General features: G+C 49.7%; 18 protein-coding genes and 1 pseudogene. 18 read left to right on the top strand and 1 reads right to left on the bottom strand.

Annotated elements, in window-relative coordinates; translation table 11 throughout:
* The first annotated feature begins 4 nt into the window (after positions 1-4).
* From EQV96_RS04955 to EQV96_RS04870, 18 genes and pseudogenes are all read left to right on the top strand, one after another.
* Positions 5-2236: a bifunctional prephenate dehydrogenase/3-phosphoshikimate 1-carboxyvinyltransferase gene (locus EQV96_RS04955; protein WP_240881499.1), complete on the top strand. Its 2232-nt coding sequence runs from the start codon at positions 5-7 to the stop codon at positions 2234-2236.
* Complete coding sequence (gene cmk, locus EQV96_RS04950) at positions 2233-2922, top strand: (d)CMP kinase (RefSeq protein WP_162939268.1); 690 nt, start codon at positions 2233-2235, stop codon at positions 2920-2922. The genes EQV96_RS04955 and cmk overlap by 4 nt, the downstream gene beginning before the upstream one ends.
* A gap of 123 nt (positions 2923-3045) precedes the next feature.
* Complete coding sequence (gene rpsA / locus EQV96_RS04945; RefSeq protein ID WP_016780248.1) at positions 3046-4740, top strand: 30S ribosomal protein S1; 1695 nt, start codon at positions 3046-3048, stop codon at positions 4738-4740.
* A gap of 329 nt (positions 4741-5069) precedes the next feature.
* Entirely contained in the window at positions 5070-5366 is a 297-nt protein-coding gene (ihfB, locus tag EQV96_RS04940) for an integration host factor subunit beta (protein WP_003447108.1), read from the top strand.
* A 23-nt stretch (positions 5367-5389) separates the two neighbouring features.
* Entirely contained in the window at positions 5390-5653 is a 264-nt protein-coding gene (locus EQV96_RS04935) for a LapA family protein (RefSeq protein WP_095031747.1), read from the top strand.
* A gap of 319 nt (positions 5654-5972) precedes the next feature.
* Complete coding sequence (locus EQV96_RS04930) at positions 5973-7334, top strand: Wzz/FepE/Etk N-terminal domain-containing protein (RefSeq protein ID WP_178084398.1); 1362 nt, start codon at positions 5973-5975, stop codon at positions 7332-7334.
* Between the two features lie 874 nt (positions 7335-8208).
* Positions 8209-8736 carry a transcription/translation regulatory transformer protein RfaH gene (gene rfaH, locus EQV96_RS04925; protein ID WP_095019025.1) on the top strand — a complete coding sequence of 176 codons (528 nt, stop codon included), beginning with the start codon at positions 8209-8211 and terminating at the stop codon, positions 8734-8736.
* Positions 8737-8901: 165 nt separating this feature from the next.
* A complete protein-coding gene (gene rfbA, locus EQV96_RS04920) occupies positions 8902-9795 on the top strand; it encodes a glucose-1-phosphate thymidylyltransferase RfbA (RefSeq protein WP_240881497.1) in 894 nt (297 codons plus the stop codon).
* Positions 9792-10340, top strand: a complete 549-nt coding sequence (gene rfbC, locus EQV96_RS04915; RefSeq protein ID WP_095024108.1) for a dTDP-4-dehydrorhamnose 3,5-epimerase — start codon at positions 9792-9794, stop codon at positions 10338-10340. The genes rfbA and rfbC overlap by 4 nt, the downstream gene beginning before the upstream one ends.
* A gap of 124 nt (positions 10341-10464) precedes the next feature.
* Complete coding sequence (locus EQV96_RS04910) at positions 10465-11727, top strand: hypothetical protein (protein ID WP_240881495.1); 1263 nt, start codon at positions 10465-10467, stop codon at positions 11725-11727.
* Positions 11681-12928: an oligosaccharide flippase family protein gene (locus tag EQV96_RS04905; RefSeq protein ID WP_240881493.1), complete on the top strand. Its 1248-nt coding sequence runs from the start codon at positions 11681-11683 to the stop codon at positions 12926-12928. The genes EQV96_RS04910 and EQV96_RS04905 overlap by 47 nt, the downstream gene beginning before the upstream one ends.
* Before the next feature lie 13 nt (positions 12929-12941).
* A complete protein-coding gene (locus EQV96_RS04900) occupies positions 12942-13736 on the top strand; it encodes a glycosyltransferase family 2 protein (protein ID WP_240881486.1) in 795 nt (264 codons plus the stop codon).
* A gap of 1 nt (position 13737) precedes the next feature.
* On the top strand, positions 13738-14826 hold the full coding sequence (locus EQV96_RS04895) for a glycosyltransferase (RefSeq protein WP_218722867.1): 1089 nt from the start codon (positions 13738-13740) through the stop codon (positions 14824-14826).
* 35 nt (positions 14827-14861) lie between these two features.
* Positions 14862-16013 carry a glycosyltransferase family 4 protein gene (locus EQV96_RS04890; RefSeq protein ID WP_095019018.1) on the top strand — a complete coding sequence of 384 codons (1152 nt, stop codon included), beginning with the start codon at positions 14862-14864 and terminating at the stop codon, positions 16011-16013.
* Positions 16006-16593, top strand: a pseudogene (locus tag EQV96_RS04885) (sugar transferase); the annotation flags it as partial. The gene EQV96_RS04890 and the pseudogene EQV96_RS04885, both read left to right, overlap by 8 nt.
* Before the next feature lie 27 nt (positions 16594-16620).
* Positions 16621-17226: an acetyltransferase gene (locus EQV96_RS04880; protein WP_346769609.1), complete on the top strand. Its 606-nt coding sequence runs from the start codon at positions 16621-16623 to the stop codon at positions 17224-17226.
* A gap of 92 nt (positions 17227-17318) precedes the next feature.
* The gene (locus tag EQV96_RS04875; RefSeq protein WP_095019016.1) at positions 17319-18497 is read left to right on the top strand and encodes a DegT/DnrJ/EryC1/StrS aminotransferase family protein; all 1179 of its coding nucleotides are present in this window, start codon (positions 17319-17321) and stop codon (positions 18495-18497) included.
* 86 nt (positions 18498-18583) lie between these two features.
* On the top strand, positions 18584-20581 hold the full coding sequence (locus EQV96_RS04870; RefSeq protein ID WP_095019015.1) for a nucleoside-diphosphate sugar epimerase/dehydratase: 1998 nt from the start codon (positions 18584-18586) through the stop codon (positions 20579-20581).
* A gap of 129 nt (positions 20582-20710) precedes the next feature.
* On the opposite strand, the gene EQV96_RS04865 is transcribed toward EQV96_RS04870, so the two are convergent.
* Complete coding sequence (locus EQV96_RS04865) at positions 20711-21877, bottom strand: acyltransferase (RefSeq protein WP_240881484.1); 1167 nt, start codon at positions 21875-21877, stop codon at positions 20711-20713.
* Positions 21878-22249: the final 372 nt, after the last annotated feature.

Raw genomic sequence — 22249 nt, 5'->3', positions numbered from 1 at the left:
TGTAATGTCTGTGCAATCTGTAAGGCCTGTAATAGGGCGGCTGGTCGTTGTCGGGTTGGGTCTGATTGGCGGGTCTTTCGCCAAGGGCATGCGTGAGAGCGGTCTGTGCGACGAAGTGGTCGGTGTTGATCTCGATCCCGAATCCTGTGTTCTGGCCGTTGAGCTGGGAGTGGTCGATCGCTGTGAAGCAAATCTGGCCGCTGCTTGCGTGGGCGCAGATGTGATTCAGTTGGCCGTGCCGATTCTGGCCATGGAAAAAATGCTCGGCCTTCTGGCGGGCATGGATCTGGGTAACGCGGTGCTTACCGATGTGGGCAGTGCCAAAGGCAATGTTGTGCGGGCAGCGGCACAAGCCTTTGGTGGCATGCCTGCGCGCTTTGTACCTGGCCATCCGATTGCCGGGTCTGAACAGAGTGGTGTAGAAGCTTCGAATGCCAGTCTGTTTGAGAGGCACAAGGTGATTTTGACGCCTGTGGCTCAGACCGATGCCGATGCGCTGGCTCTGGTTGATGCGATGTGGCGCGCCCTGGGGGCAGACGTCGAGCATATGCAGGTCGAGCGACATGACGAGGTACTGGCTGCAACCAGCCATTTACCTCATTTGCTGGCTTTCGGGCTGGTGGACTCTCTTGCCAAGCGCAACGAGAATCTGGACATCTTCCGTTACGCAGCGGGTGGCTTCCGTGATTTCACAAGAATCGCCGGCAGCGACCCGGTAATGTGGCATGACATTTTTCTCGCTAATCGCGAGGCAGTGCTGCGCACATTGGATACATTTCGCAGTGATCTCGACGCTTTGCGCGACGCGGTCGATGCAGGGGATGGGCATCAATTGCTGGGCGTTTTCACTCGCGCCCGGGTTGCCCGCGAGCATTTCAGTAAAATCCTGGCCCGCCGGGCATATGTGGACGCTATGAATTCCAACGATCTGATTTTTTTGGCAAATCCTGGTGGTCAAGTAACTGGCCGAATTCGCGTACCAGGCGACAAATCCATTTCCCACCGCTCGATCATGCTCGGCTCGCTGGCTGAAGGTGCGACCGAAGTGGAAGGTTTCCTTGAGGGTGAAGATGCCCTGGCGACGCTGCAGGCGTTCCGTGACATGGGCGTGGTGATTGAGGGCCCGCATCATGGTCGCGTGACCATTCATGGCGTTGGCCTGCACGGTCTGAAAGCGCCACCTGGCCCGATCTACCTGGGCAACTCGGGTACTTCGATGCGCCTGTTGTCCGGCCTGCTGGCAGCACAGAGCTTCGACACCACCCTGACCGGCGATGCGTCCCTGACCAAGCGCCCGATGAACCGTGTGGCCAATCCATTGCGTGAAATGGGTGCCGTGATTGAGACCGCTGCCGAAGGTCGCCCGCCGATGACCATTCGTGGTGGTCATGCGCTCAAGGGCATGGATTACACCTTGCCGATGGCCAGTGCCCAGGTTAAATCCTGCCTGTTGCTGGCGGGCCTGTATGCAGAAGGCAAGACCTCGGTAACCGAGCCTGCACCGACTCGTGACCATACCGAGCGCATGCTGCAAGGCTTCGGATACCCGGTAACTGTTAATGGTCCTACTGCTTCGGTTGAGTCGGGCCACAAGCTGACGGCGACCCATATCGAAGTGCCGGGGGATATTTCCTCGTCGGCGTTCTTCCTGGTCGCCGCTTCGATCGCAGAAGGCTCGGATCTGCTGCTTGAGCATGTGGGCATCAATCCGACCCGTACCGGCGTTATCGACATCTTGCGTCTGATGGGGGCGGACATCACCCTGGAAAATCAACGCGAAGTGGGCGGTGAACCGGTGGCGGACCTGCGCGTGCGGGCTGCTAAACTCAAGGGTATCGAGATTCCGGAAGAGCTGGTGCCGCTGGCGATTGACGAGTTCCCGGTACTCTTTGTGGCTGCGGCCGTGGCTGAGGGTCGTACGATCCTTCGGGGTGCTGAAGAGCTGCGGGTCAAGGAGTCCGACCGGATCCAGGTAATGGCAGATGGCTTGCTGACCCTGGGCGTGAAGTGCGAGCCGACACCGGATGGCATCATCATTGATGGTGGCACAATTGGCGGTGGTGAGGTTCATGGTCATGGCGATCACCGTATCGCAATGGCCTTCAGTGTGGCTTCGTTGCGCGCAACCGCACCCATCCGTATCCATGATTGCGCCAACGTGGCGACTTCTTTCCCCAACTTCCTTGCTCTGTGCAAGCAAGTGGGCATGCGTGTTGCTCAAGAGGCAAACTCGTGATGGTTTCGGCACCGGTTATCACCATCGACGGCCCAAGCGGTTCAGGTAAAGGCACGGTTGCTGGCATCCTGGCCAAGCGCCTGGGGTGGAATTTGCTCGACTCCGGTGCTCTGTACCGCCTGCTGGCGTTTGCCGCAGGTAACCATGGTGTGGCCCTGGATAACGAGGCGTTGCTGGAAAAACTGGCTGCGCATCTTGATGTGCAGTTCATCGGCGCGACGGACGGTAAGCCGGCGCGGATCATTCTGGAAGGTGATGACGTGACTCACGCCATCCGCAGTGAGACCGTAGCGGCCGGAGCCTCGAAAGTCGCGGCTTTGCCGGCTGTTCGCGATGCGTTGCTGCAGCGTCAGCGTGCTTTCCTTGAGTTCCCGGGGCTGGTTGCAGATGGTCGGGACATGGGTACCGTGGTCTTTCCTGACGCGCCATTGAAGGTTTTTCTGACCGCTAGCGCTGAGGAACGGGCCCGCCGCCGTTACTTGCAGTTGAAGGCCAAGGGCGATGATGTTAGTCTCTCGGGTCTGCTAGATGAGATTCGTGCCCGCGACGAGCGTGACACACAGCGTGCAATAGCCCCGCTCAAGCCGGCGGCTGATGCCATACAGCTGGACTCCACGGAGTTGTCCATCGAGCAGGTGCTGGAACGCATCATGAGCGAAATCGCACTTCGCGATATCGCTGGATGACCAAGAAAGCGTGCAGGAGACCAGAAATAGTCCTGCATGCCTTCTTTTATATGAACGTAACCCACATTGTCTGGAATGTGGCTGATGGGCGTATTCCTTCGCCCTTGAACAACAGGAATTAAAATGAGCGAAAGCTTTGCAGAACTCTTTGAAGAAAGCCTAAAAACCCTGAATCTTCAGGCTGGCTCGATCATCACCGCTATCATCGTTGATATCGATTACCAAGCTGGTTGGGTTACCGTTCACGCTGGTTTGAAGTCGGAAGGCCTCATCCCGCTGGAGCAGTTCCACAACGACGCTGGCGAACTGAACATCAACATCGGTGATGAAGTTCACGTTGCGCTGGACGCGGTCGAAGACGGCTTTGGCGAAACCAAACTGTCCCGTGAAAAAGCCAAGCGCGCTGAATGCTGGATCGTTCTGGAAGCAGCCTTCGCAGCAGAAGAAGTGGTCAAGGGCGTTATCAACGGTAAGGTTAAAGGCGGCTTCACTGTCGACGTTAACGGCATCCGTGCGTTCCTGCCAGGTTCTCTGGTTGACGTTCGTCCAGTGCGCGATACTACGCACCTGGAAGGCAAAGAGCTGGAATTCAAGGTCATCAAGCTGGACCAGAAGCGCAACAACGTAGTTGTTTCGCGTCGCAGCGTGCTGGAAGCAGAGAACTCCGCCGAGCGTGAAGCTCTGCTGGAATCGCTGCAAGAAGGTCAGCAAGTTAAAGGTATCGTCAAAAACCTCACCGATTACGGCGCATTCGTCGATCTGGGTGGCGTTGATGGCCTGCTGCACATCACTGACATGGCTTGGAAGCGTATCAAGCATCCTTCCGAAATCGTCAACGTTGGCGACGAGATCGATGTCAAGGTTCTGAAATATGATCGCGAACGCAATCGTGTTTCCCTGGGCCTGAAGCAACTGGGCGAAGATCCATGGGTTGCTATCAAAGCCCGTTACCCAGAAAGCACTCGCGTTACCGCTCGTGTAACCAACCTGACTGACTACGGCTGCTTCGCAGAGCTGGAAGAAGGCGTTGAAGGTCTGGTACACGTTTCGGAAATGGACTGGACCAACAAAAACATCCACCCTTCGAAAGTCGTACAAGTCGGCGACGAAGTGGAAGTTATGGTTCTGGATATCGACGAAGAGCGTCGTCGTATCTCCCTGGGCATCAAGCAGTGCAAATCTAACCCATGGGAAGATTTCTCTGGCCAGTTCAACAAGGGCGATAAAATCTCCGGCACCATCAAGTCGATCACCGATTTCGGTATCTTCATTGGTCTGGACGGCGGCATCGACGGCCTGGTTCACCTGTCCGACATCTCCTGGAACGAAGTTGGCGAAGAAGCCGTACGTCGTTTCAAGAAGGGCGACGAGCTGGACACCGTTATCCTGTCTGTTGATCCAGAGCGCGAGCGCATCTCCCTGGGTATCAAGCAGCTGGAAAGCGATCCGTTCTCCGAGTACGTACAAGAGAACGACAAAGGCGCAATCGTTAAGGGCATCGTGAAAGAAGTTGACGCTAAAGGCGCCATCATCACTCTGGCCAACGATATCGAAGCGACTCTGAAAGCCTCCGAAATCAGCCGTGACCGCGTTGAAGACGCGCGCAACGTTCTGAAAGAAGGCGAAGAAGTAGAAGCCAAGATCATCAGCGTTGATCGCAAGAGCCGCGTAATCCAACTCTCCATCAAGTCGAAAGATGATGCTGAAGAGAAAGAAGCAATCCAGAGCCTGCGCGACAAGCCAGCTACCTCTGACATTGCTGCTGGTCCGACCACTTTGGGCGACCTGCTGCGTGCACAAATGGAAAAACAGAACTAAGTTCTGATTGACCATAGAAAAAGGGCGACTTAGGTCGCCCTTTTTTGTGCCTGCGATTTGTGGCGGTGCTTAGCAGGATCTTGTGTAGGTCGTTTTGCTGCACGTCAGGGAGCTAGCTGTGGGGCAGGGTGAGTGCTGTCGTTGTGCGGCCTGTGAGCGACCATGGGCTATTTGGGCCTGATGGCTATGATGGTGGGTGGTGGAGTCGATTTTTTACAGTGCTTATGCGGGTTGTAAAGATAAGTCAATCCCTGGGCTGTTCAAATTCATTCGATCATGCTAAAACCTTGGGAGCGCTGATCTAGCTGCTTGAAAAAGAAGGGAAAAATATGACGAAGTCGGAGTTGATCGAACGAATTGTCACCCATCAAGGGCTACTCTCATCCAAGGATGTGGAGTTGGCCATCAAGACCATGCTTGAACAAATGTCTCAATGCCTCGCGACCGGGGATCGTATTGAAATCCGTGGTTTTGGCAGCTTCTCCCTGCATTACCGCGCCCCTCGTGTAGGCCGCAACCCCAAGACAGGCCAGTCGGTCAGCCTGGATGGAAAATTTGTGCCTCATTTCAAACCGGGCAAAGAGCTGCGAGACCGGGTGAACGAGGATGAGGAAGACGACATTTAACCTTCAGGGAACAGGAGTTGCCGATGCGTACCTTTAAGCGTGCTGCGTCAGTGGTATTTGGGCTGATTGTCATTTTTGGGGTGCTTATTTTTATCCTGGAAAATCAACAGCCTGTAGCATTGGTGTTTTTGGGCTGGCGCATACCCGAATTACCTGGGTCGTTGTTGATCATCTGCGCACTGCTGCTAGGTATGGCTATCGGCCCTGTTCTGGGTTGGCTAGCCTACAGTCGCAAAGCCCGCAAGCTGAAGCTCGAGCTGATGGTGCAAGCCAAGCCAGCAATTTAGGCGCGTCTGGATCCCATTTGCACCATGGATGGCGCATTAGGCAGGGAAAGGAATGTTTGGATAGTTGGTATTTAAAGAATGGTTTAAGCCTCAAACATTCCGTTGAGCCGGAAATAACATCATTGTGCCACTCTTATATTGAAATGTTCTGGAATGCTGGCAAAATGCGGGCTGCTCTCGATTGCCAGTGATTTTTATGCTTTATCAGGTGCGCATTGATGCTCAAGCCTGATGATTAAAACAATAAAAGCCAGTTAAGCGTATGTAAGAATTCCTGCATAACGAGCCCGCAGTTTCTTTTAGAAGGCAGGCCCCGGTTGTGAATAGCAAATCCCGTATCCCCGCTGGAAATCCGTCGTTTGAAGTGGACCTGTTCACTTTATTTCAGGCGGTCTGGAACAAAAAATCCATCATCATTGCAACGAGCGCGCTTTGTGGCATTGCAGCATTGGGTTATGCCTATTTCGTGACGCCTGAGTACCAGGTGAGCAGCATCTTGCGGCCTGCCGCGATCAACGAACTGGATGCCCTCAATCGTTCGGGTGTTTACACCTTGCCGCCTAAAGAAGCTTTGTTAAAAGTCGGTTCATCACTTGAGTCCTATGAGACGCGCCTGAGCTTTTTCAAAGCTAATCAGGCTCTGTTCAGCCAATTCAAGCGTCCGGGCCGGACCTTGGAGCAGAGTTTTGAAGATTTCAATCGTGACTCGCTTAAGCTGATTCTGCCTGATCCAACAAAAGCTGATTCGCTTAATGTTTCCATAGGCTTGGAGCTGAACTACCCCAAGGGTGTGGACGGTGTGCAAATTCTTAACGGATTTGTGGATCACGCCATTACAGCTGAGCGTGATCAAATTTCCGCCGATCTGAAGGTTATCGTCAATAATCGTTTAACCGAGCTCAAGGGTAAGATCGACGCTGCTCGCTCCAACTATGAGACCGAAAAGCAAGCGCGGATTGCTACCTTGCTCGAGACGGATAATCTCAAGCGCGCGCAATTGCAGGACGAACTCAAGGCTTTGCGTCAACAGCTCAAGACTGGACGCATGGATCGTATGGCCCAGTTGAGTGAGGCCATTGGCATTGCCAAGGCGCTGGGTATACAAAAGCCTACAACCCCCTCCGCTTTGGGCGATTCTGCGCGACCGGCTGATTCCAGTCTTATGCGCACCGAAATAAACAATCAACAGATCCCCTTGTACTTTCTTGGTGTAGAGGCGCTAGAGGCAGAGCGTGCTGCTTTGAAGAATCGTAGTAACGACGATTTTACCGAAAACCGTATCGCCCAGATCGCTCGTGAACTGTTGTTGTTGCAAAGCAACCGTGAAGTCGAAGTTCTTAAGCTGCGTCAAAATGAAGACCTCTTTTTAAGTGGTGTCGAGCCACTGCGTGCAGAAATTGTCCGTTTGGGTGGGGTTAGCAATCTCGATTTTACTAATTTGAAGCTGGTATCCATTGACCGCAAGGCTCTGGAACCCGTGGCTCCAATCAAGCCAAAAAAAGCCTTGATTACCTTGTTGGGGTTGGTGCTGGGCGCTCTGTTTGGCATCTTGATCGTTATCGCCAAGTACTTTGTAGCTCAGCGTCGTGACGGGCTTCACCAGCCTCTCTCGGTGCAAAGCCGAAGAGATCCGACTGAAACGACGGGTGCTGGTAACCTTTTACAAAAGGATCTGCGCTGATAGGGGGCTGGGCTGACACATTGCTAGCCACTAGTTGATGGATTAATTGCTTCTTCATGGAGCTGTACTGAGAGCAACCTGTACCTTATCAGCTCATGTTTCAACATGGCGCCGTCAACGGCGTCATGGGTTCGCACCATCAGTTGCAGATGGGCACCCTGAGTAATCTGTTAATCGACGGCGGTCTGTTTCAGGGCAATGAGCGCACTGTCAGCGGTGTCATCGGTGCATTGCATCCGCGAAAACTTTGTACTTGCCGGTATCAAAGTGCTGATGCTTACCCATGTCCAAGCTGATCATGTCGGATGCATTCCATAATTTTTTGGCGGCAGGTCTCAAGGATCCGATTGTGTGCAGTGATGCTCCCTCGCCGAAATTATTGGCGTTGGTGCTTTAAGGCTAATTGCGCCTGGAATTGAGCAGAGAGTCGGCACACATTGATCCTTGTCTGAGACGGCTGAAGCAGCACATCACCGAGATGCCTGCTCATCAGTGGTTCTGCATAAGTAAAGAATGGCACTCTGCAGACGCAGACCAGATACAAAAGTACGGCCACCCAAGCGGTTATGTTGAATTGGAGGGCAAGCGCTGTATCATTCGCGCAGGCATCAGCACCTTGGGTGGCAATTTTCCCATGCCGATCAGCATGGTTTGCTCGGCTTTGTTTCAGGTATGAAGCATTGGGCCGAGAAATATGCTTGGGGTATGGCGAAATAGTGGCGGAACGGGTGGTGGCAGTGAAATTGTCAAACCTGTATCAAACTCAAAACAGATTCGTTGAGGCATTCATCCCGGCGAGCTGAAGGCCACCCTGTTATTGGCACATGCACTGTACGATGGTAAAACACGGAAGAACTTACTAAATGAATTATCCATGCCCATGATCAGCACCGCAGCAGCTCAGGAATCGACAGTGGCCACAACCGGCGAGTGGTATCTGGTGCAATGCAAGCCCAGACAGGACGAGCGTGCAGAAGAAAACCTTATACGCCAGGGTTACGGGTGTTCACGGCCCACATGCAGGCGTGAGCGAACCCTGCGTGGCCAGATGCACTACGCTGAGGAATCGCTGTTTCCTGGCTACTTGTTTATACATATGCCTGAAGGTGCCAACTGGGCTCCTCTACGTTCCACCCGTGGCGTAGCTCGCGTGGTGGCCTTTGGTGGTCGGCCGCTGGCAGTCGGTCACGAGCTGATTATGCAGCTGCAGAGTCGCGCGAGTACTCATATTATCGCCAAATTTAACCCTGGCGATAAAGTCACCATCCTTGATCAAGGTTTCGCAGGTATTGAGTCCATTTTCATGACAATGGACGGCGAAGAGCGGGTCATCCTGCTTATTAACTTGATGAATCGTCAGCAACAGATCAGCTTGCCTTTGGCGAGTATCGCCAATCGTTGAATAAACGCAGACTGAAGCCGGGGCTATCAATAGTCTTACAACCGTTCTCAGGAAATCGACGAAGAATCCTGGGGCGGTAGCGTACTTTTTTAAAACTCAAATTTATCTCATCACCGGCCAGCGCTGCGAGTGGTGCATTCGAATAATTAAGGAAGTGCTTGAAACATGATCTCGATCAAGCGTAAAGGCATCATTCTTGCTGGTGGCTCAGGTACGCGCCTGCATCCGCTCACGCTGGGAGTCTCTAAACAGATGCTGCCGATCTACGACAAGCCGATGATCTTTTACCCGCTGTCTGTTTTGATGCTGGCGGGGATACAGGAAATTCTGATTATTTCTACTCCGGAAGATCTGCCAAGTTTTGAAAAATTGCTAGGTAATGGCAGTCATTATGGTATTGAGCTCAGTTATGCCGAACAACCTAGTCCCGACGGACTGGCACAAGCCTTTATTATTGGTGAGGCCTTTATTGGTCAAGATCCGGTCTGCCTGATTCTGGGTGACAATATTTTCTATGGACAGCACTTCTCGGACAACTTGCGCTCAGCTATGTCAAAGACGGTAGGTGCTACAGTTTTTGGTTATCACGTCAGTGACCCCGAGCGTTTTGGCGTCGTGGAATTTGACAGCTCTGGCCAGGCGCTTAGCATCGAGGAGAAACCGGATAAACCCAAATCGAACTATGCAGTGACCGGGCTGTATTTCTACGACAACCAGATTGTTGAGATAGCGAAGAGGATCAAACCTTCGGCAAGGGGCGAGCTTGAGATTACCGATGTCAACCAGGCATATCTAGAACAGAAAGAACTGAGCGTTGAAATATTGGGGCGCGGGTTTGCCTGGCTTGACACCGGGACCCATGAATCACTGCTGGAGGCGAGTCATTTTGTCCATACCATTGAGAAGCGCCAGGGATTGAAGGTTGCTTGCCTGGAAGAGATTGCATTCAACAATGGCTGGATAACCTCTCAGGTGTTGGCTGAGCAGGCCGAAAGATTTAAAAAAACCGGTTACGGGCAATACCTGGGCAAGCTGTTATCTGAGGGGAACGGTGCATGAAATTTATGCCATCAACACTGCCTGGCGTGGTGATCATCGAGCCGGACGTTTACGAAGATGAACGCGGCTGGTTCATGGAAAGTTTCAATCTTCAAAAATTCGAGGAAGGATTGCGTCACTTGGGGCTGCCCGTTCCTGATCCTTTCGTTCAGGATAATCAATCCTGTTCCAAAAAGGGTGTTCTGCGAGGGTTGCATTATCAACTAGAGCCTTTCGCGCAAGGCAAACTGGTCTGTGTGAACCATGGCGCAGCTTTCGATGTCGCTGTGGATATTCGTCAGGGGTCTCCGTCGTATGGCGAATGGTTTGGACTGGAATTGAATACAGAGAATAAAAAAATGCTGTGGATACCTGCTGGATTTGCTCATGGCTTCCTTGCGCTGGAAGAAAACACGATATTTAGTTATAAAACGACCAATTTCTATAATAAAGAATCTGAGCGCAGCATTCGCTGGAACGACGAAGCGTTGAATATTCATTGGCCCGACGTTGGAGGGTATCTTATCAACGATAAAGATCAGGCTGCTGCATTGTTCGTGATGTGATGTGCATTAGCTAAAACGCTGGAACAGATGCAGAGTTTTAGGAGGTTATTGCAAGTGGCTAAACGCTTACTGTGTGACTCTGAGGCTAAAGTTTGTTAAATCACGTGTAAGTAGGCAGGTGTAAGTGGAAAACGTGAAAAAAAATGCAGCGTCTTACGGTATCGTGTTGAGTGCTTGCCTATTGGTCGTATTGGGTGATGTCAGAAGTTTGATCAGTCCCGCAGGATATTGGGCTTTATGGGGCTTGATCGTAGTGGTCGGGTTAATCTCAGCCCCTGAACGATTGTCTTTCAAGGTAAGTCCCGAGTTGGCTGTATATATTCTCGGGTTTTTCGTGTTGTTTAGCGCCTTTGTACTGTCAGCATTGGCCAATGCTGAAATTCAAACCTTTTACCAAGGGTTGAAGATGATGTGTATTGGTGTTGTCTTTGTTTGTGTTTATGCGCACTCTCAGTTTTTGGAACAAGGTGACTATCATTCGATCGCCTCGCGATCGATATTGACAGGTTTCCTGGTTTTTTGCATGGCGAAATATTACCTGACAGGTTTATATATTGAGTTGGGCGATGGTCGGCAAGGGAGTTTGTTTGCCTATCCGGGCGTGTTGTGGAAAACGTGTGCATTCTTCGCAGGTTTTGTAATTGTGGGTATGCTCTTTGATGGCAGAAGTAAAGTGACTAGCCTACTGGTCATGATCGCCGGCGCGTACATACTTGTTATGGATTCCAGTCGTACAGGATTTATTGTATTTTTGCTTGTGATACTCTTGATACTGCTGCTCAGCATGCATGTCAAACCAAAGCTGACATTACTCCTGTTTTTTATTTCAATCATTTCATTCACTGCCGTGTTGATGCTGTACAGCACCGGCTACGATTTTCTTAATTTCAATCAGAATCCTCTAGTCGTGGACAGATTGGCAGCAGGGGATCCTGTAAGAGCTCGAATGCTAGCTGATGGTCTGAGGTCTTTTGAAACGTGCATGCCATTTGGTTGCGGTTTCGGCAGTACGACGTCTGAAGTAGATGGTAGTCCGATGGTTGTGCACAACGCTTTTATTTCATCCGGTGGCGATCTGGGTATTTTGGGTTTTATCGGCCTTCTGATTCTCATATTCTCACCCTTGCTGATATTTGCAATACGATTGTGTCGCTACGCAATGCATGAACACAAAGCAAAATATATTTTTATTTATGCCATTGCTGCATTAGGCGGTTCGTTAGGTTTTGCCCTATTGTTGATGCTCCATCCTTTCAGTACAGAACTTTCTGAGTGGGGAATCTGGATCTTGATGACATCCGCCCTATCGGTATTGTCGCGTCAGTTCATCATGAGCGAACATGTCCAGGTCACAGGGGGCGATGACGAAAATGAGGTTGCAATTTAAAAATGTCAGCTTGTTGTTGGTAGCTCAGCTGGTTAGCTATTTAATACCCATTCTAGAAATTCCGATTCTGGCCAAAGCACTGGGCGTCGATCAATATGGTCAGGTGCTGATCATTCAAACAACTGCTTTGTTGTGCTCCCTCATCGTCGAGTATGGTTTTTCCTTGAGTGGGGCGAGGCAGGTGGCAGTGTGCGGGCCAGAGAATAAGTCGCTGCTTTCTGCGATTTATAATGGTGTCAACTCAGCCAAGTTATTGCTCTCGAGCGGCATGATTGTGGTGTCCATGGGCGTGCTGTCAATTCTGGATTTTGATCTCGATTTGCAATTAATCCTGTGGGGGTATCTTTATTTTCTGGCATTTAGCTTCAGTAATATTTGGCTATTTCAGGGGTTGGAGAAGCTTACGTTTGTTGTGACCTTCGAGTTGGTGTTGAGATTTGCCGGTTTGTTAGTTTTATACCTGCTGCTGAATGTCTCTGCCAATGCCAGTTTTGCTTTAATGATCATGTCCTCTTTTTCTCTGTTTAATACTTTGGTTGGACTCTATCTTGCGTACAAAATAGTGGGTGGTTTCAATATTGATTTCAAAAGTGGGGTCGAGCAAATAAAGTCGGGCTTTCATGGTTTTATCTACAAAAGCTCCAATAATATTATGTTGAGTGCAGGGCCCGCGCTTGTCGGGGTTATGTGTGGGCAGGCATCGGTTGCAAAGTTTGTGCCTGCTGAAAAAATTATAAAAGCTTCTGTTGGTCTGGTAGGGCCAGTGTTGATCGGGTTGTATCCCTACTTAAGCAGGCGGCTTTTGAAAACAACCAGTATCAACTTGAAGCTGTCGAGTCTTATCGTAGCTTTCCTGTTTGCTGCCGGCGTTGCTGGGGCTACAATAATTTATGCGTTGGGCGATTTTTTAATTAATCTGATGTTAGGTCCTGGCTTTGATGAAGCTAAATCTATCCTGCAAGTATTTGTCATGATCATACCCTTTCGCATGATGAATCAGGCCATAGGTCTGACGATATTCATGCCTTTAGGGAAAGATAAAATCCTCAGTATGTGTTTGATGTTTTTTTCGTTGCTTTCCTTGTGTTTGGCAGCTCTGTTTTCTCTCTGGTATGACTTGGCTGGTATCGTGTATGGCTTGGTTTTGGCTGAGGTATTATTCTCCATCTCGCTGATTTTGTTAGCGTACAAAATAAAATAGATGAGCGGTATTTATGATTACTGTACTGACAGCAACTTATAACCGTGCTTACACCTTGGGCCGCTTGTATGAAAGCCTGGAGAAGCAGACTGATAAGTCCTTCGAGTGGGTCGTAGTTGATGATGGAAGCCAAGACGAAACGCTTTCATTGCTGGAGGAGTTTCAGCAGAATTCCAGTTTCTCTATCAAGATTTTGCAGCAAGAAAACGCGGGAAAACATATAGCGATTAACACCGGGGTTCCAGCCGGAACAGGGGATTGGGTGTTGTTGGTCGATAGTGACGATGCGCTTACATCGAATGCTATTGAAGTCATTAACGAAGACTTGCAGAACCTGGACACCCATGGTATTGCCGGGCTTTGTTATAGGAGGGCCGATCTGGCCGGTAATATTATCGGGGCCGTATTCTCAGACGACGATACTGTCGCTTCGAAGATGACACCTACTGAAGCAGCCAATCACTTTCTGGGGGATCTGGCTTATGTATTCAAGAAAAGTGCATTGCTTAAACATCCTTTTCCTCGTTTTAAAGACGAGATATTTGTCCCTGAATTGTTGATCTGGAACAGAATATCCGACGAAGGTGAGATCCTGTACTTTTACAGTAAATATATCTATTTGTGCGAATATTTACCGGATGGGTATTCAGCTAATTTTTTCAATAATCTGAAACGAAATCCCCAGGGTTTTGGTTTATTTTATAAAGAACAGGTGTTGCGCGAGGCAGGTGCTGTCAGGAAGTTAAAGTGCATAGTCCGATATTTTCAGTGTGTCGTGTTTCGTGTGAGCAACAGGCGAAAAATTTAGTATGAAAATTTTATATATCATCACAGGTCTTGGTGTGGGTGGTGCGGAAAGACAGGTTCTGGACCTTGCCGATCGTTTTCACGAGAGCGGGCATGAGGTGAAAATCTGCTATCTAACCGGGCCTGCTCTGTTGCGACCCAAAAGTCCATGTGTTGAGCTTTTGGGGTTGAATCTAGAGAAAACAGTACCTGGATTTCTCAAAGGCTTTATTAAGTTGAGGAGTATTATCAAGGATTTTGATCCTGATGTCGTTCATGCGCACATGGTGCATGCGAACCTCTTCTCTCGAATGATCAGGCCGATTTGTACCATCAAAAGACTGATCAATACAGCACACAATACCAATGAAGGCGGTAAGGCAAGAATGCTCGCTTATCGGCTCACGCATTCTTTAGCTGATGTGACAACCAATGTAACGGTTGAAGCTGTGCATATATTCGAACAAAAAAAAGCCTGTCCGCCAGGTACCATGCTGGCCATTCCGAATGGTATTGATACCCAACGCTTCAAGCCTGACCCGGTTACGCGGGCAGCCATCAGGAGTTCGGAAGGTCTTGTTGATCAGGACGAATTGCTTGTAGCGGTGGGTCGACTGGTTGATGCCAAAGACTATAAAAATCTAATACATGCATTTAAAGCACTGTCCGATAACAAACAAACGGTGAAGCTATGGATTGTAGGTGATGGTCCGCTGAGACAGGAGCTGAAAGATCTCGTAGCTACCTTGAAACTTACCCCGCTGGTGCGATTTTTAGGCGTCAGATCAGACGTCAATGATATATATAATGCAGCGGATTTATACGTGCTTTCCTCGGCCTGGGAGGGCTTTGGTTTGGTGGTAGCTGAAGCCATGGCGTCCGAGAAAGTCGTGGTAGCAACCGATTGCGGCGGCGTTAAAGAAGTCGTGGGTGGTTGCGGATACTTAGTTCCAGCCAGGGATCCTAAGGGTCTTGCTCAGGCCATGAGCATTGCTCTAGCTCAGACGGCCAGTGAAAAAAATAACATGTCGCGCGCCGCAAGATTGCGGATCGTTGAAAACTACTCTATTGATGAGATCGTCAGCATCTGGACTCGTCTTTATACAGCTTGAGCTTTGTCTGTTTTGATCCGTTTAAAGGTTGAGTCATGAAAGAAGCAACTTTATTAATTGTCACAACCGTTCCGGAAACACTGATGACCATATTGGCTCATCAGCCAAAGTTTCTGAACCATTCGTTCAAGGTACATCTGGCTTGTTCTGCTGATGGACCGGTAGATAGAATTGCTGTTCGGGAAGCCGTCCCCGTTCATCCTGTAGCAATGAAGCGGGGCATCAGTCCATTCGCTGACGTTATTTCAATTCTCTCGATGTGCAGGTTGCTTCGTAAATTAAAACCTTCGGTGGTTCAATCGTATACACCCAAGGCGGGCCTGGTGACGATGATTGCGGCTTTTTTGTGCCGGGTTCCTGTCAGGATTCATACGTTTACCGGACTTATATTCCCCACCCAGACCGGTTTCAAGAAAACACTTCTTATCAACGTAGATCGATTGATTTGTGTCTGTGCCACCACAGTCGTCCCTGAAGGATTGGGTGTGAAAAAAGATTTGCTGGCTTATCGCGTGACTAAAAAGCAGATGTCTGTCATTGGGCATGGGAATATTGCGGGTGTGGATCTTGATTTTTTTCGACCTGATAACCAGTTCGTTATAACTAACTCTAAAGCGCTTAAAGAAAGCCTGGGAATAATGGACGATGAGTTCGTTTTTTGCTTTATCGGACGCTTGAACAGAGACAAGGGTCTGAAGGAGTTGGGGCAGGCTTTTTTGAGACTTCCTGATCACACCCATTTGATTGTGGTCGGAGGCTTGGACTCTGAAGCGCCGATAGATGCAGAAACATTCGCATTGTTGAAGCAGCATCCAAGGATTCATACGTTGGGGTTTCAGGAAGATATACGTGATGCCCTGGCAGCGTCCGACGCCCTTGTCTTGTCAAGCTATCGGGAGGGCTTTCCCAATGTCGTGTTGCAGGCATGTGCCATGGGCATACCTGCTGTTGTAACAGATATCAGTGGTTGTAACGAAATTATTGAGTCAGGTATGAATGGTTGGTTGGCCCAGCCCCGTGATGTCACGTCCTTGACGAGTGCAATGATGCAGGCGGTTGAAACACCCCATGACCGTATGACTGAAATGGGAACTTCTGCCCGCGCTAGAATTGTTGAGCGTTTTGATCGTACTGCTCATTGGGAACGGATGCAGAATTTTTACTTGCAGGAGCTTGACATTGATTAAGCGTCTATTCGATATAACAGCATCTTTTTTTGGTCTGCTTGTTCTTTCACCAGTCATCGCTTGTTTAGGTTTAGCTGTGCGACTTAAATTGGGAAGTCCAATATTGTTCAGGCAGATAAGGCCCGGTTTGCACGGTGTGCCTTTTGAAATGCTGAAATTTAGAACCATGAAAGATGCGGTTGATGCACATGGTAATCCTTTGCCTGATTCGGAACGCATGACCTCTTTCGGAGCTTTTTTACGCTCAAGCAGCTTGGATGAGTTGCCTGGACTTTGGAGTGTCTTGAAGGGCGATATGAGTCTGGTTGGCCCCAGGCCGTTGTTAATGGAGTATTTGCCACTGTATAGCGTTGAACAGGCGCGCCGACATGATGTAAAACCCGGGATTACAGGTTGGGCACAAGTTAATGGCCGTAATGCAATCAGCTGGGAGCAGAAATTCCAATACGATATTTGGTATGTCGAAAACCAATCATTTTGGCTCGACCTCAAAATTATCGGGCTTACTCTTAAGAAAGTGCTTGTCCGCGAGGGTATCTCCGCTGCCGGCGAGGTCACGATATCAAAGTTTACAGGGACTGCACCAGCTGAAAAAAAACTCGCCATTGTGGGGGCTGGTGGGCATGCCAAAGTTGTAGCAGATACCGCTGAATGCTGTGACTGGGACATTGTTGAAGTATTTGATGATAACTGGCCATCTATCCAGTTTGTGGGCCATTGGCCTGTGGTGGGTGATACACATGTATTATTGGAGCGCCTTCAGGAGTTCGACGGTGTCATAGTTGCGATTGGCAATAATGATATTCGCTGCATGAAAATGAAAGAGCTCGATAATGCCGGAGCAATGCTAATCACACTTATTCACCCGGCAGCGACAATCAGTCGACACGCCACTATGGGTAAAGGCGTCGTGGCATTTGCAGGGGTAGTGGTAAATCCAGGCGCAAACGTAGGTGATGGAAGCATTCTTAATACCGGGTGCAGTATTGACCACGATTGTATTTTGCAAGAATGTGTCCACATCAGCCCAGGCGCAAGGTTGGCGGGTACAGTCCATGTTGGTCAATTGAGCTGGATTGGAATAGGTGCATCCGTTAAGCAGTCGGTCAGCATTGGATCCCGGGTCAAGGTTGGGGCAGGTGCGGCCGTGGTCAATGATGTTGTCGACAATATGACTGTTGTGGGTGTTCCAGCGAAAGCTTTACAGCATTAATGGTTTATAGTGGTAACTCATTTGCATGAGTTTTTGTACAGTCGGACGTGCACGGACCAAATTTCTATCATTCAAATCATGGGTACTGAATCGTGCTGAATACACCATTTTCTCCTTGGCCCTCCTTCACGGAAGAAGAAGCCGACGCTGTCCGTGCGGTAATTTTGTCGAACAAGGTCAACTATTGGACTGGGCAAGAAACCCGCTCTTTTGAAAAAGAATTTGCCGCCTGGTCAGGCACGGAATATGCCGTGGCCCTAGCCAATGGTACGGTAGCACTGGATGTGGCGTTGAAGGCACTTGATATCGGTCCGGGTGATGAAGTTGTTGTTACTTCTCGTACCTTCCTGGCTTCGGTTTCAAGCATTGTTAATGCTGGGGCTGTGCCGGTATTTGCAGATGTCGACCTTGACTCGCAGAACTTCACTGCTGAAACCATTAGTGCAGTGTTGACGCCCCGTACCAAAGCCCTCATTTGTGTTCATCTGGCTGGATGGCCATGTGACATGGATCCGATCATGGATTTGGCGGCTGAGCATGACCTGAAGGTGATCGAAGATTGCGCCCAAGCTCATGGAGCTCATTACAAAGGCCGTCCTGTCGGCTCCATCGGTCATATCGCCGCCTGGTCGTTCTGCCAGGACAAGATCATGACCACGGGCGGCGAAGGCGGCATGGTCACCACCAATGATCGCCAGCTGTGGGCCGACATGTGGGCTTACAAGGATCATGGCAAGAGCTGGGAAGCGGTTTACGAGCGTGAGCATGCACCAGGTTTCCGCTGGCTGCACGAAAGCTTCGGCACGAACTGGCGGATGCTTGAGGTTCAGGCTGTTATCGGACGCATCCAGTTGCGCCGGATGCAAGAGTGGCATGCCGCTCGGCTGAAAAATGCTTCACGTATTTGGGCCCAGGCCCGGCAGTTGCCTGCACTTCGTGTACCCGTGTTGCCGGTCGCTGATGTGCACGCGGCCTACAAGTGCTATGTATTTGTACGTCCGCAAGCCCTTAAGGCTAGTTGGTCCCGTGATCGCATTCTCAACGAGATGGTCGCGCGCGGTGTACCTGCTTTTTCCGGTTCATGTTCTGAGGTGTATCTAGAAAAGGCATTTGAAGGTACTGGCTGGCGTCCTTCGTTACGATTAGCGCATGCGAAAGAGTTGGGCGAGACGAGCATGATGTTTCTGGTTCATCCCACACTGACACAGCAAGAAATAGAATTGACCTGCAAGGTATTGAGTGATGTCGTGCAGGAAGCTTCACTGGTCTGACGCTCAACTTAGGGATAAATAGAGTGGTGTATAGAGTGTCAGCTTGTTGATGGTTTTTTGGAGTAGCGTAGGTGTTCAAAGGATATATGGATAAAATTCGAGCGTACTTACTCAACCTGTCGAGACGGGATAAACGAGTTATTCAAGTGGTGACAGACGTGGTTCTCGTCTGGTTCGCCCTATGGCTTGCATTTGTCGTGCGCCTAGGGATTGACGATATGATCAATCCGGTCAAGCTACATCTGTGGCTGTTTATCTGCGCCCCTTTGATTGCCATCCCGCTGTTTATCCGTTTCGGCATGTACCGTGCCGTCATGCGCTATTTCGGCAATGATGCTCTGATCGCCATTATCAAGGCTGTCAGTCTTTCTTCATTGATCTTGGCAGTGGTGATGTATTGGTATAGCACCCCTGAAAATACTGTGCCGCGCTCGATAATCTTCAACTACTGGTGGCTAAGCCTAATCCTGCTCGGTGGTTTGCGCCTTGCCATGCGTCAATACTTTCTGGGCGACTGGTTTGCGGCAGTTCAACACGTGCCGTTTACCAATCGCGATGACGGTTTGCCGCGGGTGGCCATCTACGGTGCCGGTGCCGCTGGCAACCAACTGGTTGCCGCCTTGCGCATGGGCCGTGCTATGAGGCCTGTAGCGTTTATCGACGATGACGAAAGTATTGCAGATCGTATCATCTCTGGCTTGCAGGTTTACAAACCCGAACGTATTCAGCAGATGATCGAACGTACCGGCGCCCAGGAGTTGCTGTTGGCAGTGCCATCTTCGTCTCGGGCCCGGCGCCGCGAGATTTTGGGTTTGCTTGAGGGATTTCCTCTCCACGTTCGCAGTGTGCCCGGGTTTATGGATCTGGCCAGTGGCCGGGTCAAGGTTGATGATATCCAGGAAGTGGATATTGCCGACTTGCTGGGTCGCGACCCGGTTCCCGCGCAAGGTGAGTTGCAGGAGCGTTGTATCAAGGGGCAATGTGTCATGGTTACAGGCGCTGGCGGTTCGATTGGTTCGGAACTGTGCCGGCAGATCTTGGCTTTGAAGCCAACCACGCTGCTGCTGTACGAACACGGCGAATTCAATCTGTACAGCATATTTGGCGAGTTGGAGCAGCGGGTCAATCTGGAGTCTCTTTCGGTGAAGGTGCTGCCGATCCTGGGTTCTGTGCGCAATCCGCACAAGTTGCTGGATGTGATGAAGACCTGGCATGTCGATACGGTCTATCACGCTGCGGCTTATAAACATGTGCCAATGGTTGAGCACAATATTGCCGAAGGTGTGTTAAACAACGTTATAGGCACGCTCAACACTGCTCAGGCGGCCCTGCAGTCGGGAGTATCGAACTTCGTTCTTATTTCTACCGACAAGGCCGTACGGCCGACTAATGTCATGGGCAGCACCAAGCGTCTGGCTGAGATGACGCTTCAAGCACTCAGTCGGGAAGTCGCGCCTGTACTGTTTGGCGACTCGGCCAATGTGTCGCGGGTAAATAAAACCCGTTTCACCATGGTGCGTTTTGGCAATGTATTGGGCTCTTCAGGGTCGGTGATTCCGCTGTTTCACAAGCAGATCAAGACCGGTGGCCCGCTAACCGTGACTCACCCCAAGATTACCCGCTACTTCATGACGATTCCCGAGGCCGCTCAGTTGGTGATTCAGGCCGGCTCAATGGGGCAGGGTGGCGATGTATTCGTCCTTGATATGGGTGAGCCGGTACGCATTGTCGAGCTCGCCGAGAAAATGATCCATCTCTCTGGTTTTAGCGTTCGTTCGGATAAAAATCTACATGGCGATATTGAGATCGAGTTCACTGGGTTGCGTCCTGGCGAAAAGCTTTACGAAGAGTTACTGATTGGCGATAACGTAGTCGCGACCCGACACCCCATGATCATGTCTGCCAACGAAGACATGTTACCTTGGGATGAGCTGAAGCAGCGATTGACGCAACTGCTTGAAGCGGTAGATCAGGATGACTATTTGCGTGTTCGCCAGCTGCTGCGCGAGACGGTCAGTGGTTATGCACCCGAAGGTGAGATTGTAGATTGGATACATCAGCAGCGTCGTGTTGAGCCATCTTGAAAGGTGCTGTTTTAGGTCAATGGAGCCGGCGCGTATCAAGATCTTGCCAATGCAGAGTTCACTAAAATGGTGAACGCTTCATTGGCAATGTTTTAATGGCATCACAGGTGCGGCATATAAAGTTAGGCTTTAACTTTCGGCAGCAGCTGCGGTGCCAGCAGCGACAGTAATCGTGTTGGCTTTTTTGCTCATGAACCTCTTTTCAATATGAATGAAGGTCAGTGTAGAGACTATTGTGATCAACGGTACTGCAATCATATTGATTGACCAGAAAGCTGTCTTTGACATGGTGGATAAATCGACCATGTGTGACGCTGCTTTGAATGTTAAATACAGGATTGGTAGATGCATCAGGTATATGCTGTAGCTGATGTCACTCAATCGGTTTAGGCATTGTGCATGCAGGGCTCTTGGATTTGCCAGTGTAATACATAAGAAGAAACAGGACGTGAGCGCGAATCGCAGTGCGCCGTATCCTTCAGGTGCTTTAGTCCCGCAAGTGTATATAAAGATGCATAGTGCAATGATGGATAAAGGCCAGCTTGCCGGTTTTATGTAAGTGAGTTTTTGGTGAAGAACTGCTGCAATGATACCAGTCAGAAAGTACGGCCAGCACACAACTGTACTCATGCTTAGATCGACGGCGGCTAATAATAATGCAGTGCTTAGTATTAATTTGTTATATCTGGATCTGTAGGTAAGTGCGATAAGGGGCAGTACTGCATAAAATCGCCACTCATGAACCAGTGTCCAGGTCACTGAATTGAGAGGCGTTAGTGCAATGCCGCCGATTTTGGAGGGGCCATCCAAAAAATTGAATGTTAACATACTGGCCACTGTCATAAGTGTTTCTTTGTTGAAGATATCAAAGTTGGAATATAACGTCGCAATTAAAAAAACTACAAATGACGAGAAATAGTATAAGGGTGCTACACGTCTTACTCGGCCTTCAAAGAATTTTTCCCACTGAATATTTGGGGATTTGATTATTTTATCGAAGAACAAAAAGCCTGTTATGCAAAAAAATATTTGTACGCCGAAGGAGCCAAGATTTGCATATATCCACGCCCATGAGGAGAAGTTGTCGTTCTTAAGGCCCATATTAGTCAGCATGAAAGGGGCATGATTGATAACGACGAATACTGCTGCTAGACCACGCAAGTCGTTGATGAATTTGTATTCGTGCTTTATTTCATTTTGCTCTATTTTATTTTTGATCAAGGTTGATGAGAGCAGAAACAGCAAGATAATGGATATGGAGATTATGAGTGATTCAAGTGTGAATTCAGTATTCATTTTTTAGTTAGAATCCATGCGATTTTTTTAAATTTCATATGGCAGTCCATTATGAGTTGCATTGTGACAGATTTCGCCATCTGTAAGGTCGATGATTGCTCGGGGGGGGCTCGGCATCTAGACCGGACATGGTTTTGGATCATATCGACCTAAGGGGGAATCTGCTAGGGAAGGTTTAGAAAATTTATCATTTTTGAGTAAAATTCACCTAAAAGCGATAGCCAAACCTTTGCAAGTTTGTGGTTTTTTTCTTGTTTGGTGGAGCGGTTTTTCTGCGAATCAAAGATATACACACCCTGCAACGCTCTGGTTTTTGACACTCCATAACCATCGCCTAAGTTTGAAATACAGCTCAGGAAAGCTGTTTTTAAA

The organism is Pseudomonas sp. TMW22080, from assembly GCF_022496745.1.
Classification (GTDB): Bacteria; Pseudomonadota; Gammaproteobacteria; order Pseudomonadales; family Pseudomonadaceae; genus Aquipseudomonas; species Aquipseudomonas bubulae.
Note: the sequence above shows the minus strand (reverse complement) of the source record. Positions and strands in the feature narration are given on the sequence as shown.